The organism is Blattabacterium cuenoti, from assembly GCF_014251995.1.
GTDB lineage: Bacteria > Bacteroidota > Bacteroidia > Flavobacteriales > Blattabacteriaceae > Blattabacterium > Blattabacterium cuenoti_AE.
Window position 1 is genome coordinate 22,696 of record NZ_CP059205.1, and the last position, 19,124, is coordinate 41,819.

Annotated in this window: 14 protein-coding genes and 3 tRNA genes; 13 read left to right on the plus strand and 4 right to left on the minus strand. The window is 23.1% G+C overall.

Translation table 11 applies throughout. The features are described from left to right. Positions 1-3: 3 nt before the first annotated feature. A complete protein-coding gene (locus H0H51_RS00095) occupies positions 4-1,233 on the minus strand; it encodes a peptidylprolyl isomerase (protein ID WP_185876852.1) in 1,230 nt (409 codons plus the stop codon). Positions 1,234-1,291: 58 nt separating this feature from the next. Here H0H51_RS00095 and lptB point away from each other — a divergent pair, with 58 nt between their 5' ends. Both lptB and H0H51_RS00105 read left to right on the plus strand, forming a co-directional pair. Further along, a complete protein-coding gene (gene lptB / locus H0H51_RS00100) occupies positions 1,292-2,008 on the plus strand; it encodes an LPS export ABC transporter ATP-binding protein (protein ID WP_185876853.1) in 717 nt (238 codons plus the stop codon). A 36-nt stretch (positions 2,009-2,044) separates the two neighbouring features. Next, a complete protein-coding gene (locus tag H0H51_RS00105) occupies positions 2,045-2,686 on the plus strand; it encodes a thiamine diphosphokinase (RefSeq protein WP_185876854.1) in 642 nt (213 codons plus the stop codon). A gap of 7 nt (positions 2,687-2,693) precedes the next feature. Here the strand turns inward: H0H51_RS00105 and mdh are convergent, their stop codons facing one another. After that, on the minus strand, positions 2,694-3,617 hold the full coding sequence (gene mdh, locus H0H51_RS00110) for a malate dehydrogenase (RefSeq protein WP_185876855.1): 924 nt from the start codon (positions 3,615-3,617) through the stop codon (positions 2,694-2,696). Positions 3,618-3,722: 105 nt separating this feature from the next. Between mdh and gcvP the strand changes: the two genes are divergently transcribed. Next, positions 3,723-6,635: an aminomethyl-transferring glycine dehydrogenase gene (gcvP, locus tag H0H51_RS00115; protein WP_185876856.1), complete on the plus strand. Its 2,913-nt coding sequence runs from the start codon at positions 3,723-3,725 to the stop codon at positions 6,633-6,635. Between the two features lie 28 nt (positions 6,636-6,663). On the opposite strand, the gene tsaD is transcribed toward gcvP, so the two are convergent. Beyond that, on the minus strand, positions 6,664-7,692 hold the full coding sequence (gene tsaD, locus H0H51_RS00120) for a tRNA (adenosine(37)-N6)-threonylcarbamoyltransferase complex transferase subunit TsaD (protein WP_185876857.1): 1,029 nt from the start codon (positions 7,690-7,692) through the stop codon (positions 6,664-6,666). A gap of 36 nt (positions 7,693-7,728) precedes the next feature. Here tsaD and H0H51_RS00125 point away from each other — a divergent pair, with 36 nt between their 5' ends. The 6 genes from H0H51_RS00125 to H0H51_RS00150 all read left to right on the plus strand — a co-directional run bounded on the left by H0H51_RS00125 (position 7,729) and on the right by H0H51_RS00150 (position 14,786). Then, positions 7,729-11,568, plus strand: a complete 3,840-nt coding sequence (locus H0H51_RS00125; protein ID WP_185876858.1) for a translocation/assembly module TamB domain-containing protein — start codon at positions 7,729-7,731, stop codon at positions 11,566-11,568. A 156-nt stretch (positions 11,569-11,724) separates the two neighbouring features. Then, complete coding sequence (locus H0H51_RS00130) at positions 11,725-12,243, plus strand: Lrp/AsnC family transcriptional regulator (RefSeq protein ID WP_185876859.1); 519 nt, start codon at positions 11,725-11,727, stop codon at positions 12,241-12,243. A 117-nt stretch (positions 12,244-12,360) separates the two neighbouring features. Further along, positions 12,361-14,391 (plus strand): HD family phosphohydrolase, encoded by a 2,031-nt coding sequence (locus H0H51_RS00135; protein WP_185876860.1) that lies wholly within the window; start codon positions 12,361-12,363, stop codon positions 14,389-14,391. A 42-nt stretch (positions 14,392-14,433) separates the two neighbouring features. Then, positions 14,434-14,521 (plus strand) — tRNA-Ser (locus H0H51_RS00140). Between the two features lie 6 nt (positions 14,522-14,527). Further along, positions 14,528-14,602: transfer RNA gene (locus tag H0H51_RS00145), tRNA-Pro, on the plus strand. A 110-nt stretch (positions 14,603-14,712) separates the two neighbouring features. Continuing rightward, a tRNA-Arg gene (locus tag H0H51_RS00150) sits at positions 14,713-14,786 on the plus strand. Here H0H51_RS00150 and clpP read toward each other — a convergent pair. Further along, a complete protein-coding gene (gene clpP, locus H0H51_RS00155; protein WP_185876861.1) occupies positions 14,784-15,458 on the minus strand; it encodes an ATP-dependent Clp endopeptidase proteolytic subunit ClpP in 675 nt (224 codons plus the stop codon). The genes H0H51_RS00150 and clpP overlap by 3 nt on opposite strands. Before the next feature lie 134 nt (positions 15,459-15,592). On the opposite strand from clpP, the gene H0H51_RS00160 reads away from it, so the two are divergent. From H0H51_RS00160 to H0H51_RS00175, 4 genes are read left to right on the plus strand one after another with little or no spacing between them, the layout of a single operon-like run. After that, a complete protein-coding gene (locus H0H51_RS00160) occupies positions 15,593-17,071 on the plus strand; it encodes a lipopolysaccharide biosynthesis protein (protein WP_185876862.1) in 1,479 nt (492 codons plus the stop codon). Positions 17,072-17,090: 19 nt separating this feature from the next. Next, complete coding sequence (locus H0H51_RS00165) at positions 17,091-17,474, plus strand: dCTP deaminase/dUTPase family protein (protein WP_238784230.1); 384 nt, start codon at positions 17,091-17,093, stop codon at positions 17,472-17,474. Between the two features lie 43 nt (positions 17,475-17,517). Continuing rightward, positions 17,518-18,537 carry a sugar phosphate nucleotidyltransferase gene (locus H0H51_RS00170; RefSeq protein ID WP_185876863.1) on the plus strand — a complete coding sequence of 340 codons (1,020 nt, stop codon included), beginning with the start codon at positions 17,518-17,520 and terminating at the stop codon, positions 18,535-18,537. Positions 18,538-18,591: 54 nt separating this feature from the next. Beyond that, the gene (locus H0H51_RS00175; RefSeq protein ID WP_185876864.1) at positions 18,592-18,780 is read left to right on the plus strand and encodes a Sec-independent protein translocase subunit TatA/TatB; all 189 of its coding nucleotides are present in this window, start codon (positions 18,592-18,594) and stop codon (positions 18,778-18,780) included. Positions 18,781-19,124 lie beyond the last annotated feature (344 nt).

A 19,124-nucleotide genomic window follows, 5' to 3' on the forward strand; every position in this document is an offset into this window, starting at 1 on the left:
AAATTAATAACATTTTATATAAGTTTTTTTTAATACTTCTTTTTCCCAATTTTTTATAAATTCATTCTTTTTTACATCTTTTACAAAATTTTTTAAAATTGTATAATCTTCTTCAAATGAAACAGGACGAGAAGGAATACTATCTAATAATTTAACTATAAAAAAAGTCTCTTTTTCATTTATAATTTCTTGGAAAAGATCGGAAATACTTCCTTTTTTTAAAGAATTTAATTTATATTTCATATTTTCGGATATTTCATTTTCTCCAACCCAAACTTTATTCTTTATAGAATAGTTCACTATATTATTATTTTTATATTGACTCATTAAATCTTTAAAATCTTTATTGAAAGACCAATTTTTTTTAATTGAATGTATAAAAGATTTCACTGTTTCTAATTCACTTTTTGTATATTTATGTTTAATTAAAATATGCCTTATATCAACTTCGTTTTTTACTTTTTTTTCTAATTTAATTAAATGAAATCCTATTTCCGTTTCAAAAGGTTCTGATATTTCTTTTTCTGATAATGAAAGAATTACACGTTTAAATTTTTCTGAGAGACTATTTATTTTAATTCCTCGAATTAATCCACCATTCAATGCTGAATTAATATCTTCAGACATTAATATTGCTTGAATAGAAAAATCTACGTCAGAATGGATTCTTTTTTTTACATTTTTTAATAATTCAATGTTTTTTTTCCGATTTATTTGATTTACTTTTGGATAAAATGTTATGTAGGAAATACACATTTTCTTAGGTATAAAAGGAATTTTATCTTTATTGTTTATTAAAAAATTTTTTATTTCCTTAGGTGAAGTTTCTATATCTCTGGTTAAGTATTGATAATACTTTTCTATATATTCATGGTCTTTAATTTCTTCTTTTAATTTTTCAATAGATTCTTTATTTTTAAATTGCATTAAAAATTCATCTTTAGAGTACTTTTTACTCATTTTTGATAAAAATTCTTGGATTTTCAATTCTAATTCTTTATCGCTTATTTGTATATTAAAATTTTTTTTTGCATGATAAAGTATTAACTTTTTAGTGAAAATTTCTTCATTGAAACAATCTTTTTTTTTATCACTTGATTTTATTTCTGAGTTTAGAATAATTTCGTTTCCTATTATAGCATAAATTCCGCCTAGTTTTTCAAATGAAAAAGAAAAAACACTTATCAATAGCAATAAAGTAAAGAAAAAAATTTTTTTTTCAATATTGACCATATATAATATTTAATTTCACAACTTAATATTACAAAAAAAATATAATATTATAATATTCATGACTTTAATAATTAAAAATTTATATAAAAAATATAAAAATAAATATATAGTTAAAAATATTTCTTTAGATTTAAATCCAGGAGAAATAGTTGGATTAATTGGTCCTAATGGATCTGGAAAAACAACATTTTTTTATACAGTTGTTGGAATTATTAAGCCAAATCAAGGAAAGATTTTCCTTAAAAAAAAAGATATAACGAAAATTCCAATGTATCAACGTTCAAAAGAAGGAATCGGATACTTATCGCAAGAACCGTCTATATTTAGAAAACTATCTGTGGAAGATAATATTTTATGCATATTGGAAATGCAAAAAAAATTTTTATATAAAAAAAGAAAAGAAATAACAGAAAAATTACTTGAAGAATTAAGATTAAAAAATATCCGAAATCGAAGAGGGGATCTTCTTTCTGGAGGTGAAAGAAAACGTACAGAGATAGCTAGATGTTTAGCTACAAATCCTAAATTTATTCTTTTAGATGAACCGTTTTCTGGAATAGATCCAATAGCTTTAGAAGAACTACAAGAAATTATTCTTGCTCTTAAGAAAAAAAATGTAGGAATATTAATTACAGATCATAATGTAAAAAAGGTCTTTACAATAACAGACAAAATTTACATGATGTTTGAAGGAAGAATTTTAAAACAAGGATCTTCTATGGAAATAATGCAAGATATTTTAGTAAGGGAAGTTTATTTAGGAAATCATTTTTAATTTTATTAATTTAATTATACATGTAATTATTTCATTATGAATCATCGTTTTAAATGTTCTGAAATAGGTTTATTTCTTAATGGAGAACCTCCTTCTTTTTTCTTATTACAAGAAGAAAAGCAAAAATTTTCTTATTATAAGAAAATTTTTGCTGTAGATGGAGCTTTTTATTATTTGAACAAATCAGGGATCTCAGTAGACTATCTAATAGGAGATTTTGATTCTATTCCTATTAAAAAAATCCGTTTCAAAAGAAAATTTTTTATTACATATGACCAAAAATATACTGATTTTGATAAAGCATTAAATATAATTCATAAAAAAGGATTTCTAAATGTTAATGTTTGGGGAGCAAGTGGAAAAGAACAGGATCATTTTATAGGAAACTTATCTACAGCATTGAAATATAAAAAAAAATTATCAATTATATTTCATGATAAGTATCATTCTTATTTTTTCTCCGAAAAAAAAACTTTTTTTTATCAAAAAAAAGGTAAAAAAATATCTTTACTTCCGTTTCCAGAAGTAACGGAATTATACACTAATGGCCTGAAATATCCTATTAAAAACGGATTTTTAAAAATCGGTAAAAATATAGGAATAAGAAACGAATCAAATGGTAAAAAAATTGAAATAAATTATAAAAAAGGAGAATTGTTGATTTTTGTAGAAAAATGATAATTTTTTAAAAATTTAATTTTTCTACCATTTTTTTTATATGATTATATGACTGAACCAAAAGAAATCTTTCTTTATCATTCAATTTCAACTCTATAATTTTTTCTATTCCTGATTTTCCTAAAATTACTGGAACTCCCATATATATATTTTTAAAATCATATTCTCCATTTAAAAATGCTGAACATGAAAAAATACGTTTAGAATCTTTTAAAATAGCCTCTATCATCTGAACAACAGAAGCACTAGGAGCCATCCAAGCAGATGTTCCTAATAAAGAAACTATTTCTTCTCCTCCTTTTTTTGTTTTATCAATAATATCATCATTATCTTCTTCTGATATAAATTCTTTTATTGGTATTCCGGATATAGACGTATATCTATACAAAGGAACCATTGTGTCTCCATGTCCACCCAATAGCATGGATTGAATATCATTAGGTGATAATTTAAGTTTTTCTGATAAAAAAAAACGATATCTCGTAGAATCTAATAATCCAGCCATTCCGATAACTCTAGAAGAATCGATATCAGCAGTAATATAACTAACATACGCCATGACATCTAGTGGATTTGATACGATGATTAGTTTAGCTTTTGGCGAAAACGAAATAGATTCTTTTGTTACATTACGAATAATATCTGCGTTAACTTTAACAAGATCATCACGATTCATCCCTGGCTTTCTAGCGATACCACAAGTGATAATAATTATTTCAGAATCTTTTGATTTTGAATAATCGTTGGTAGTTCCAGTTATTTTAGTGTCTGATCTTAAAAGAGGAAGCATTTGAGCAATATCTAAACTTTTTCCTTCGGAAAACTTATCCTTAATATCTAATAAAACTATTTCTTTTACTATATTTTTTTGAGCTAATAAACTTGCACAAGATGCCCCCACATTTCCTGCTCCAATAACAGTAATTTTCATATTATTATATTTTTCATCATCATTTTATCAAAATTTTTAATTTTTTAGGTAAAATATTTATCTAAATTTGTAATCTCTTAAAGATAAACACAATTTCTATATTTTATGAAAGAGGATCACAATATCAGAAGAAAAAAATTTTCCCACAGACACATAGGACCATCTTATGATGAAAGAAGCAATATGTTAAAAGATCTGAAATGTTCCTCTATTAAGGATTTCATAAAAAAAATTATACCTAAAAAAATAAGATTAAAAAAAAAATTGAATCTTCCAAGTTCTATCTCCGAATATCAATATTTAAACCATCTTTATAAAATTAGTAAAAAAAATAAAATATATCGTTCTTATATAGGATTGGGATATAAAAATACTATTACTCCAAGTGTTATTCAGAGAAATATTTTAGAAAATCCAAATTGGTATACGCCTTATACTCCATATCAATCGGAAATTTCTCAAGGACGTTTAGAATCCCTAATTAATTTTCAAACTATGATTTCGGATCTTACTGGAATGAAAATAAGCAATGCATCTATGCTAGATGAATCCAGTGCTGCAGCAGATGCAATGTTTATGATTTATCAAGAAAAAATAAAAAAAAAACAAATTGATAGCAATTATTATTTTTTCATTTCAGACGAAATATATCCACAGACTATAGCTGTTTTAAAAACAAGATGTTTTGGATTAAAAATACGAATTATAAAAGATTCCCATAAAAATTTATTTACAAAAAAATATGTTGGAATAAAAATATTTGGATTGATAATATCTTATCCTTCATCTTTAGGTGAAATATATAATTATAACGAAACAATTGAATATGCAAAAAAAAATAATATATCAGTTATTGTTTCTACAGATATTCTCTCTTTATCTTTACTAAAACCTCCTGGAGAATGGGGTGCTGATGTTGTTATAGGATCTAGTCAATCTTTTGGGATTCCTATGGGATATGGAGGTCCACATGCTGCTTTTTTTTCTACTCATGAAAAATATAAACGTTTTATTCCTGGTAGGATTATTGGAATATCTGTAGATAAAGAAAACAAAAAAGTATTTCGAATGGCTTTACAGACTAGAGAACAACATATTAGAAGAGAAAAAGCCACTTCAAATATTTGTACATCACAAGTATTTCCTGCAATTATGGCTTCTATGTATGCTTTGTTTCATGGAAAAGAAGGATTAGTAGAAATTGCTAATCGTATTCACGAGTATACTAAAAAATTAGAGTTTTTATTAGTTCATAATATTAATGATGTTTATCAAATGAATTCATTTTATTTTGATACTATTAGAATCAAAAATAATAAAACTGATTTTATAGAAAAATTAAAAAAAGTTTCAGAAAGAAAAAAAACAAACTTTAGATTTTTAGATAAAAATCATTTATCTATTACTTTAGATGAAACTACATGTGAAAAAGATATAAACCATATCATGTCTATTTTCCAAGAAGTAGAAAATTTAAAAGAAATAAAAAAAATTTATTATAAAAAAAAGATTAATAAAGAATATAAATGTAAAATTCCTAGTTCTTTAAAAAGAACTTCTGATTTTTTAAAAAATAAAATCTTTCATAAATTTCATTCAGAAAATGAATTAATGCGTTATATCAAAAGATTAGAAAGGAAAGATCTTTCCTTGAATCATTCTATGATTCCTCTTGGTTCATGTACTATGAAATTAAATGCTTCTACAGGGTTATTTTCTTTAAGTCAATATGAATGGAGAAATATTCATCCTTTTGTTCCCGATAAACAAGCAATGGGATATCGTTATATCATTAATAATTTAAAAAATTACTTTAAAGAAATAACTGGATTTTGTGGGGTTTCTTTACAACCAAATTCAGGTGCTCAAGGAGAATATGCTGGATTAATGGTTATTAAATCTTATTATTATTCACGAAAAGAATTTAAAAGAAATATAGCATTAATTCCTTTATCTTCTCATGGAACTAATCCTGCTTCTGCAAATATGGCAGGAATGAAAGTTGTCTTAATAACTACAAAAAAGAATGATGGATCTATTGATATAGATGATTTATTTAAGAAAGTAAAAGAATATAAAGATTCATTATCTGTATTAATGATTACTTATCCTTCTACTCATGGTATTTATGAAGAAAACATTCAAGAAATAATAGATATTATTCATGAGAATGGAGGTCAAGTATACATGGATGGAGCAAATATGAATGCTCAAGTTGGGTTGATCAAACCATCGGATTTAGGTGTTGATGTCTGTCATCTAAATCTTCATAAAACTTTTTCTATTCCACATGGAGGTGGTGGTCCTGGAATGGGACCTATATGTGTAGCTTCTCACTTAAAACCTTTTCTTCCTAGCCATCCATTTCTTGAAAATATAAAAAAAAATGAAGATAATCAATTAACAATATCTTCTTCTCCATATGGATCTTCTTTAATTTTAACAATTCCTTATGCTTACATTCGTTTATTGGGTCCAGATGGACTAAAAAAGTGTACAGAAATATCTATATTAAATGCCAATTACATAAAAGAAAAATTAAAAAATTATTACAAAATATTATATGTAGGGAAAAATAATTCAGTAGCACATGAATTAATTATAGATTGTAGAATATTTAATAATTCTTTAGGAATAGAAGTTATAGACATAGCAAAAAGAATGATGGATTATGGATATCATGCTCCTACTATATCTTTTCCAGTAGAAGGATGCATGATGATAGAACCTACAGAGAGTGAATCTAAAGAAGAATTAGATCGTTTTATTGAAATGCTTATTAATATACGTAAAGAAATTCAAGAAATTGAACATGGAAAATTTTCTAAAAAAGAAAATGTACTAAAAAATGCTCCACATAGTATAGATTTATTAACTAATCACAATTGGAAATATCCTTATAGTAGAGAAAAAGCTGCATATCCATTACATTGGGTTAGAGAAAGAAAATTTTGGCCATCAGTAAACCGTGTTGATGACGGATATGGTGACAGAAATTTTATATGTACATGTACTTAAAAAAGTTTATTGTTTTATTTTAACATTTTTAAAATTTATTAAATTTTGAGTATGGAGATACATAGATAGAATCAAACAAATTTTTTTCATATTTCAATAATCCTGTAATAGCAATCATAGCTCCATTATCTGTGGTATATTTCTTTTTAGGGATAAATATTTCCCAATTTTTTCTTTTTTCGAGAGAAAGAAACATACGTCTAATTTCATAATTAGAAGAAACTCCACCTGCTAAAGCAATTCTAAAAATATTAGTTTTAATAGCCGCTTTTTTCATTTTTTCTAACAAAATTTCTCCTATTGTTCTTTGAATAGAAGCACAAATATCAGGCAAGTTTTGTTTTATAAACAATGGATTATCTTTTGATTTTTTTTTAATGAATTGTAAAATATGACTTTTAAATCCGCTGAAACTAAAATTTAATCCACTAGATAGTGGTTTTGAAAAAATAAACTTTTTACAATTTCCGTTTTTTGAAAATAGTTCTATCATAGGTCCTCCAGGATAATAAAAACCTAATTTCCTGGCTATTTTATCTAAGGTATCTCCAATGGAGTCATCTAAAGTAGATCCTAATATTTCCATTTTAAAAAAGTCATTTACCTTTACTATTTGAGTATGTCCTCCACTTATAACCAATCCCAAAAATGGAAATTTTGGATAAGAATTGTTAATGTTAGAATCATTTATGAAATGAGTTAATATATGAGCTTGTATATGATTCACGGTTAGTAAAGGGATTTTTAATCCCATTGAAAATGATTTTGCAAATGATGCTCCTACTAATAAAGAACCTATTAATCCTGGACCTAAGGTGAAAGATACGGCATTAATTTCATTTTTTTGAATTCTTGCAGAATTAATAGATAAATTAACAGCTTTTATAATATTTTTTTCGTGTAATCTTGACGCAAATTCGGGAACAACTCCTCCATATTTTTTATGGATATTTTGATGAATGATAATATCTGATAATACATCTCTATTCTTAATAATAGAGGCAGCTGTTTCATCACATGATGATTCTATGCCAAGAATAATAATTTTTTTTTTCATAAATAACAATATCTTTGAAAATGAATAATTTTTATTTTGTATAATTTTTTTAACAGAAAAAAAGTAATTATTTTTCTTTTATTTTCCTTAATAGGACTTTTTATAATAAGAGATATTTATAAAGGAAAAGTACAAGAAAAAATATCGACGTTTTTTTTACAAAAGATAAAAAATCGATTTGGTGATAATATTTCCATTAAATACGTTTCATTTAATTTTTTAAAAAGAGAGTTTGTTTTATATGATGTTAAAATTAAGGATCATCATTATTTCCATTTTATTCATTTATCTAAATGTAAAATATCTTTTAACAATTTATTTTCTTTAATTTTTATTAATTCTAATAATCATTTAAATCTAAGAAGTATGATTATTGAAAATTCTTCTTTTTTTATAAAAAAATATTTTAAAGAAAAAGAAAATAATATGCTCCTTTTTTTCAGAAATATTTTGAACATAAAAACAAATAAAATAAAAATAATTACTTGTTCAAAATTAAAAATAAATAAATCATATTTCACATATGATGATAAGAATTCCAATAAAAAATTGAATCATTTTTTTTCTATTAACGTGAACAATATTTTAATAAAAAATAGAAGAATAAAAGCTTCTATTTATTCTTTTCGATCTATGGGATTTATAAATAACAATAAAAAATTTTTTATAAAAAAATTCTCTGGTGATATTGAATATTTTTTTTCTAAAAAATTAACATTTCGTGATTGTTCTATAAAAACATCTAATAGTTTTTTAAAAGGTAATTTTTTTCTGTTTTGGGAAACAGATAATTTTCCCTCTAAAAAAAGTGTTAAATGTAAAATTTTTGAAGGATCAAAATTAGGTCCTGATTTAGGAATTTTTTTCTTTAAAAAGTGGAATAAAAATTTTGTATTTTCTATCCAGGGAAGTGCAAAGATAGAATTCAATGGTATCGAAAAAAAATTATATTTATATGATACTCTTATAAAAGATCTACAAAATAATAATTTATCTGCAAAAAAAATTTATATTTTTTTGGATAAAAGACATAAAAAAATTCAATTACATAAATCTATTGTTCAATTTTATCCAAAAAAAATAAATCAGATAATTCCATATAATTTTTATTCTAAATTTTATTTTTTTAACAAAAATAAATATTTCAAACAGTGGATATCCAATGATAAAAATAAATGGATATATAAGGGAGATCTAATTTTTATAAGAAAAAAAAATCAAAAATATAAAACTTTACAAATAAATGGATATATTCGGAATCATTATTTGAATAATAAAATATCAACTATTATTAAATTTTCAGATAATAATATTCAATGTGAAGGAGAAGGAATAATTTTAATTAAAAAAAATTATTTATTCAAACCCGATAATAAAGATAAAAACTCTTTATCTATTTTATTTAAAAAAATAATCCCTAAAAATTTATTTTTATTCCATATATGGAAAATCGGTAATATAGAAAAAAAATTTTTGAATCTACTCAAGAATAAATTTTTCTCTCATCCAGAGTGTAAAATTCATTTTAAAGGAAAAATTAATTCCAACTTTCAGAAAGTTTATTTAATAATCAATAAAAACAAAGATAAAAATAAGGAAATAAAAATAATGTTAACTAATAATCATCAATTCAAAAAAATTAATATAAATACATATAATATGATTATTAGTAAAATTCATGGAAATTTTAAATGGAAAGATTTGTTTTTTATTCCAAAAAATATTTTTGTTTTTAAAAATGAAAAAAAAACAAAATATATAGATTTTAATTTTACAATTAAAAAATCATTTTTTTATTTTCTACTAGACTTAGAAAAAAAAAATAAAAATGTTTTTTCTGATATTATTATTTCTGGAAAATTATTTCATAATACATTAAAAACAACTTTCCTTACAAGGAAAATACAATTTAATAATAAGTTTCTTTTTGATGACCTATTTGTAACAATAAGTCATTCTTTAATGAACTTAATAAAAAAAACATCAGTCAACATTAACGTAAAAAAGTTTATCTATGGAAATATTTTTTTCAAAGAAATAAATACATTTATTTTTGAATTGAAGAATTTTTGGATAATTAATTCTAAATTTTTATCGAAATTAAAAGGACAAGAATATAAAGAAAAAATATTTAAATTTTTACACAAAATAGAAAATAATACTTTTATTTTTTATCCTGTCCTTTATAAATTAAATATCAATGGATATGATTGGAATATTATTAATAAAAATCGTTTAGGAACAATAAAAATAAATTTTCTTAAAAAGAGATACACCATTGATAATATGGTTTTTTCTTCAGAAAAACAAAAAATTATTATAAATGCGGATTTTATTGAAAATAATAAAAGAAAAATTCAATTATATTTTAAAAATGTTCAGTTAAAAAAATTCAATAATAAAAATATTGATGGACTTATAAACGGATCATTATCATATATAAGTACCTGTAATTATAAAAAAATCGAACCTGATATACATATAAAAATTACCAATTTATCAATAGATAATAAAATTTTAGGAGATTTTCATATACACTCTTTCCAAAAAGAGAAAAAATGTTACGAAATTAATGGATTTTTTAAAAATAATCACAAAGAAGAAATTATAAAAATATATGGAAATATTAATAATGAATTAAAAGATCATTCAAAAATTAATATTAATATCAATGTTAAAAATTTAACAATGGACAATTTTTCTTTTTGGGATAAGATGAATGTCAAAGCAAGAGGATATTTAGAGGGAAAAGTAAAAATATTTGGAAATGCAAATGATCTTCATTATGATGGTAAAATAGAACTCAAGAAATTTGGAATACGAGTAAATTCCACTCATTTAGATTATGAAATAACAAATCGTTCCTATTTAAAGATTTCTTCCGAATCACCATATATATTGTTATCTCCTTCTTCATTTAGGGATACAAAATCCGATACTAGGGGATGCATAAACGGATATTTCTTACACAAGAACTTTATGGAATGGAATTCCCAATTATTTATTAAAACAAATAATCTACTATTTTTGGATATCAATGAAAAACAAAATCATTTTTTATTTGGAAAAATATTTGCTAAAGGAAAAATTAAAATAACAAAAGAAGATAAAAAAATTAATCTTTCCATAAAAGACGGAGAAATCCTGAATTCTTCTCATTTATACTTTAATCCAAGAGAATATAAAAGTAATCAAAAAATATTAGACAATAGTAGTAGTTACAAAAAAGATAAAGAAAATGAAGATTTTTTATCTATAGATATAAAAACAGTTATAAACAAAAATACAAAAATATCAATTTTTATAAAAGATGATTTAAAAAATTTTTTTGAGTTAAATGGAGGAGGATCATTATCATTAATAAAAAAACATAATCAAAATGTTGAAATGAACGTAAAATATTTTGTATTTAATGGTTTAGTTCATTTATTATTTAAAAAGAAAATATCAAAATTACCATTATTAAATTTTCAGTTAAAAAGACATTTTCTGGTAGAACCAGGAGGAGTAATTTGTTGGAAAAAAGATTTGAGTAAATCTACTATAAATTTAGTTGCGTATAAAACCATGTATGTTTCCAAAGTGAATGACTATATTAACAATAAAAATTTAAAAGTTGATAAAAATATAATTTTTACAAAATTAAAACTTTTCGTTTATGGAAAAATAAAAAAACCTAATGTTGATATAGAAATTTCCTTTCCTAAAAGTGACAAAAAGATTCAACAAAAATTACTTGAAAAATTAAACTCTTTTAAGGAGAAAAAAATTCAATTTATATCCATTTTATTTTCAAAAAAATTTTCTACAAAAAGAAATATAATTTACAATTATATCATATACTTTCTTTTACGAAATTATTTAAATTTTAAATAACATTAATGAAAAAAAATTTATTTCTTTTAAAAAATTAAGTTTAAACAGAAACCATCATACCAATAGATTACCTAACAATAATCTATTTCTTCAAAAGAAAGTTTTGTATCTTGGTGTTTTTAATACCTTTATTAAAAAAAATAAAAATATAAAATAATGATTTTAAGATATAATACAGATGAAATAGACAACTCTATTGTCAAAAAATTAAACATAAATGCTAGAACTCCATACACTGAAATCAGTAAACAGATTAGCAAGGAAATAAAGGCATTATCCGTTGGAACTGTTCATGTTAGAGTAAAGAAATTAGAAGAGGCAGGAATTATAAAAGGGAGCACTTTAATAATTGGATATGAATCTCTAGGATTTCATTTAATAGCTTTTGTAGGTATTTTATCAGATTCTAGAGAATCTAAATTAGTTAAAGAAGAATTAAAAAAAATTCCTAATATAGTACAATTATATATTACTTCAGGTAAGTACAACCTTTTTTGTAGGATTATTGCCAGAGATCCTTCAGATGCTAGAGACGTTATTTCTAAGATTGGAGAAATAAAAGGAGTTCTTAGAACTGAATCTACTATTTGTTTAGAAGAAAGTATCAATGATGAGAATAGGTTATTATCTAATATTTTACAAAAAAAAAAATCATCTTATAAAAAAAAAATATGATAATATTATCTTAATCCATTTATTAAAATTAATATTTGTTTGATATTTCTTCTTAATAAAGAAAAATTTTATCCTTCCAAAAGAAAATTGCATGTCTTCAATTTTTTATTTTAGGCAATGGCTAACCTCTTAAAAATTTATATATATAAAAGTATTCTAAATAAGATTTGGGTTACAATTATTGCAATCTTATTATTAACATTTTTTTTCTCAAAAAAAGAAAATTATCAATTTGTATTTTCAAAAGGAAAAAATTGGGACCACAAAGATTTGTTTTCTCCATTTGATTTTACTGTTCCAAAAAGTAAAAAAGATATATATCTAGAATTTAGTGAATTAAGTAATAAAAAAAAGATATTTTTTATTCGAAACAAAAAAATAGTTAAAAATATAAAGAAAAAAATAAAAAATTTTTTTTACAGAAAAAAATTCTATTCTTTGGAAGATTATAAAAAAGTTCATAAAATAGTCAATTTTGTATATAAATATGGTTATGTGGACAATATTCCATTTTTTCCGGAAAAAAATGATACAATTTTTTTCCAAAATAGGAAAATATGGACCCCCATTTTATTCAAAAAAATTTATACTCGAAAAAAAGTAATTAAGATTATTAATAAAAATTTATATACAAAAAATTATCGTATTAAAATTTTAAAAAATTTTTTAATTAGAACTCTCATTCCCAATTTTTTTTACAGTAAAAATTATACAGAATTCTTTTTTCACGAAAAAATTAAATCTATTAATAATATTAAATATTCTTTTGCAAAAGGAGATAAAATTATTAAAAATAAGGAAATGGTAGATGAAAATAAATTTCAAATTTTATCTTCTTTTAAAAAAAAATATGAAGATAAAATATGGAACAAAAAAAAATATTATTGTCTTGTTATAGGATATTTTTTTATCATTAGTATGATATTCACTCTATTTATATTATATCTTTTTTACTTTCAAAATAAAACATTTCATAACAATAGAAAAGTTAATTTCCTAATCAGTAATATATTATTAATATCACTAATTACTATTTTAATCTTAAAATATCATTCTAAAATATTATATATAATTCCTTTCTGTATACTTCCCATAAGTATTCGAGTTTTTTTTAACTTTCATTTAAGTATCATTATTCATTTAACAACTATTTTATTATTATCTTTAATTGCACCAAATAGTTTCGAATTTGCTTTCATTCAAATCACTACAGGTTTTTCAGCAATGTTAACAAAACAGAATATATACAAGATGGCCAATCTTTTTACAGCTGTAGTAAAAATAACCATCACCTATATAATTATTTTTAGTTTACTTATCTTAATTAGAGAAGGTTCATTTAAAAAAATTTATTTTTATAATTTTTATTTGTTTCTTTTCAGTGGAATTTTAACTTTATTTGTTCATCCATTAATATTTTTTTTTGAAAAATTATTAAATCTAACTTCTGATATTTCGTTATTAGAACTATCTGATACAAATACCCCAGTATTAAGATTATTGGCTCAAAAAGCTCCAGGAACATTACAACACGTTTTAACAGTAGCAAATATTGCGGAAGAAGCTGCTGTTGCTATTGGAGCTCATTCATTATTGGTAAAAATAGGAGCTATTTATCATGATATAGGAAAAATAAAAAATTCAAATTTTTTTACTGAAAATCAGTACAATATAGATAATCCACATGAGAAATTAAACCCAAAAGAGAGTGCTAAAATTATTTTAGAACATGTTCCAATTGGAATCGAATTAGCAAAAAAGTACCATTTACCTGATTCTGTCACTGATTTTATACGAACACATCATGGAAACGGTATTATTCATTTTTTTTACGAAAAAGAAAAAAAAAAACATCCTGATAGACAAATAAATAAAAAACAATTTCAATATTCTGGTCCAAAACCTTTTTCAAGAGAAACATCTATTGTTATGATAGCAGATTCTGTAGAAGCTGCTTCTAAAAGCATTAAAAATCCATCTTCTAAAATATTAGAGGAATTGGTAGAAAATATTATTAATAAACAAAAAAAAGAAAATCAATTTTCTAATGCAGATATTACTTTTAAAGAAATAGAAAAAATAAAAAAAGTTGTTCAAAAAAAATTGATAAATATTTATCATACTAGAATAGAATATCCTAAAATATAATTATTTGTTTATTTGAGAGATCTATTTTAGATTTGTATTATTGGAGAGTTGCCGGAGTGGTTAACGGAACAGTTTGCTAAACTGTCGGTATAAAACACATACCTCGTGGGTTCGAATCCCACATTCTCCGCACAAACGGGGTATAGCGTAGTTTGGTTATCGCGCCTGGTTTGGGACCAGGAGATCGTAGGTTCAAATCCTGCTACCCCGATTTTACAATAATTTTTTTATACATTTAAATTTAAATTACATAAATATTTATTTTTAATAAAAAATAGATTAAGTAGTAATTAATAAAATCAAAATTATCTTTCTTTCTAAGATCACGTAGCTCAAATGGATAGAGCAACTGCCTTCTAAGCAGTAGGTTACAGGTTCGAATCCTGTCGTGATCACTTTTTTCCTTCTAGAACTTCATCTATCATTCCATATTCTTTTGCTTCTTTAGAAGTCATCCAGTAGTCTCTATCTGAATCCCTTTCTATTTTTTCAAGAGATACTCCGGTATGTTTCGATATAATATTGTAAAGATCTTTTTTAAGTCTTAAAATTTCACGAACTGTTATTTCAATATCTGAAGCTTGCCCTTGTGTTCCTCCCATAGGTTGATGAATCATAATTCTTGAATGTTTTAACGCAGACCTTTTATTTTTAACTCCTGCACAAAGCAAAACGGCAGCCATAGATGCAGCCATTCCAGTACAAATAGTAGCAACATCAGGCTCTACAATTTGCATTGTGTCATATATTCCTAGTCCAGCATAAACATCTCCTCCTGGAGAATTAATATATATTTGTATTTCTTTAACAGAATCTACTGATTGTAAAAATAATAACTGTGCTTGAACTATGTTAGCTACTTGATCTTCTATGGGGGTTCCTAAAAAAATAACTCTATCCATCATTAAACGAGAAAAAACATCCATTTGAGCAACATTTAATTTTCTCTCCTCAACAATATATGGTGTCATTGATCGAATAATATATTCGTTCATTAGCAAGCTGTTAATTTTTTTATGTTTGGTAGCGTACAGAAAAAATTCTTCTGATTTTTTTTTGTAATCCATTATTACTTTAAATTTTAGTAAAGTTACTACTTATAATTAATTATCTTTTTTTAGAAAAAATTTTTTTCGATAAAGTTAACATATGAATAAAAATTATAGAAATTAGAAAGATTTTAATTCAAAAAAAATCAGATTTGTACAAAAGATTAGCAAAACAAACAATCATTTATTCTATTGGATCAATTTTACCAAGGATTATTAATTATTCTTTTTTAAAATTCTTTACTATTTCTTTAAAAAGAGAGGAATTTTCTCTTTACACAGATATGTATGCTTTATCTTTTTTTGTTATAGGATTTCTTTCTTTTGGGTTGGAAAATACTTATTTTAGATTTTTATATAAAAAAAATTCTCATCGAGAAACTGTATTTTCGACTGGGTTCATAATACAATTATTGATTACTTCTTTTTTTTTAATTATTTCCGTTAATCTTATCAAACATATAATTTATTTTACCGGATACCAAAACCATCCAGAATATTTTTTTATGTTTTTTCTAATTATATTTTTTGATACAATTTGTATTCTTCCTATGGCTTGGTTTCGTGCAAATGAAAAACCGTTAGAATTCACTATTATAAATGTAATAAATATTTTTGTACAATCATTTATAACTATATATTTATTTTTTTGTTCTAATAATTTTTTTTTTAGGAAAACTTACTTTTTTTCTATTTTTGAATGGATTAATTCTTTCACAGATAAAACAGGATATATATTTTTTGCAAATACAATATCATCATTAACTAATTTATTATTAGTTCTTCCTATTATTCTTAAAAAAGTAATTATCAAAAAATTTGACAAAAATCTTGCAAAAAAAATGTTAGGTTATGGAATTCCTATTATGTTAGGAACTATTGCTTTTTCAATAAACGAGAATCTTGATAAGATTTTAATTAAAAGATGGGGATCTGACGAAATTAACGGATCTTATTCTGCTTGCTACAAAATAGCTGCTTTTATGACTTTATATATTCGAATGTTCCGATTAGGCATCGAACCCTTTTTTTTCAAAAAATCTGAGGATGCTGATGCGGAATATTATTATGAAGAAATAAATTATATATTTATTCTATTAGGATTAATTTTTTATGTATTAATATGTGGAAATATCCCTATTTTTATGAACTTCTTTCTTGATAAGAAATACCATTTTGCTATGTCTATTATTCCAGTAATAATGATGGGAAATTTATTTTTAGGTATTTATACAAATCTATCTATTTTTTATAAAGTAGTAGATAAGCCTATCGTTGGAACTTATATATCATTAGTAGGAGTGTTCATTACTTTTTTATTTAATATTATTTTTATTTTAATTCCTAATAGTAGTTTCATGATCCCCGCATGGGGAACTTTGACATCATATGGATGTATGTTAGTTATTTTATCTATTTGGATAGGAAAAAAATTTTTTAAATTTTTCAAAAAGAAAAGAAATATTATAACTCATTTTTTATTTGCTATTTTTCTAGTTTTTGTAATCAACAACAAATTTTCAATCAATGATAAAAAAGAAATGATACTTAGATTTTTCTTTCAATTACTTTATTTTATAATTATTTTTTTACTGGAGAAAAAAAGATTGATTAATTTAATTAAACAATAAAACATATGGTAATAAATTGATGATACAAAAAAGTAAATATCAGTTAATTTTAATTGCTAATATCAAAAAATCTATTTCTATCCCTTTTATGAAAAGAAAATTGATAAAAACAGGTTTATTTTTAAAATTACAACAAGAATTGAAATATTATTTTTTCTTAAAAAAGAACTTTAAAAAATCTATTTCCATTATTCATTTTGAAAGAAAAAAAAATGATTTAACCTTATATAAAGAAATTAAAATTATTTTAATAAACGTTTTTTTTAAAACTATGATTATTGAATCCAATGAAAAATTAATTATGTTAAACATATTTTTAGGAAATAGAATAAAATGGGAAAAATGTTCCACTTTAAACATAAGCAAAAGAGGGAGCAATGGTTTTGGAAGTACTGGAATATAATGAAATACATGAATATATTTATTCTTAATTTTAATAAGGCGATATGAAAATTATAATTCCTATGGCTGGGAAAGGATTACGTCTAAATCCACATACTTTAAATACCCCGAAACCATTAATCAATATTGCAGGAAAAACAATTTTAGAAAGATTGATAGAAAGTTTATCTACAATAATAAAAACTTTTCATATTAAAGAAATAATTTTTATTATAGGAAATTATGAGAAAAATATTATTAAGAACAAATTAATAAAGCTAGCTAATAAAGTAAATACTAATCCTATTATCTACCATCAAAATTTTCCACTTGGAACAGCAGATGCACTGTTAAAAGCTAAAGATTCATTGAATGGAGAATCGATAATTGTTGCTTTTTCTGATACTTTATTTAAAAGTAAATCTTTAGAAAAAGAAATCAATGATGAAATTGATAATATCGTATGGACAAAACAAGTTAAAACCCCCCATTTATTTGGCGTTGTCAAATGTGATTCTTCCGGAATTATTACTCATTTTGTGGAAAAACCAAATAATTATATTTCTAATTTAGCAATTATTGGGCTTTATTATTTTAAAAATAGTCTTTTATTAAAAAAAGAACTACAATCATCAAATAATGATAAAAAAAATGAACAAGAATATCAATTAACGTCTGTTCTGGAAAAAATGAGAAAAAAAGGAGAAAAATTTACTAGTAAACAAGTGAAAGAATGGATGGATTTCGGAAATAAAAAAAGAACCATTTCTTCTAATTCGAAAATATTATCTTTCGAATATAAAATATCAAAATTAATTCATGATCAAGCAATCATAAAAAATAGTGTAATTATACAACCTTGTTCAATTGAAAAAAATACAATAATTGAAAATAGTGTAATAGGTCCTCATGTTTCAATTGGGAATAATACAAAAATCAAAAATAGTAATATAAAAACATCTTTAATTCAAAATTATGTAAAAATTCAATATGCTAATTTTTATAATTCTATGATAGGAAGTCAAACTGTTTATACTGAAAAAGCAAAAAAAGTTAGTTTAGGAGATTATTCTGTTTATAATTGACTCAAGAAAATTAACAATTTTTATTTATATTTAATAAAAATTCATTAAATATAAATGGATTCAATTTTTATATTAGTGATTCTTGGAACTTTTGGAACAACAGAAATTGTAGTTATTGTTATTCTTGCACTTTTACTTTTTGGAGGTAAAAAAATACCTGAATTAATGAGAGGATTAGGAACAGGATTAAAAGAGTTCAAAAAAGCTTCTGAAGGAAAAGATTCTGAATCTAAGGAGGAATAAATATTCATTATTAGTAATGTAAATAACGTTGATATTTGATGATATATTAATTGTTTATGTGTTTATGTTGAAACAATAATTTATATTATTTTTCACCCCTTTTGTTTTGTTTCTATTCTATATGAATATTATTTCAATTTGTTCCTTACTAAACTAAAAAGAAATTAAAATAAATTTTAAATATTTAAATTGAGACGTCATACGTCATAGTTAATATTTAAATATTATAAAATCAATAGAAAAATAATTCTATTATTTGAAGTTTTGTGATATTGAAAATTAATTTTAATATAGAATCAATATTATATTAAACCAACAGATAATCCAGTTAAGGAACTAAAAAT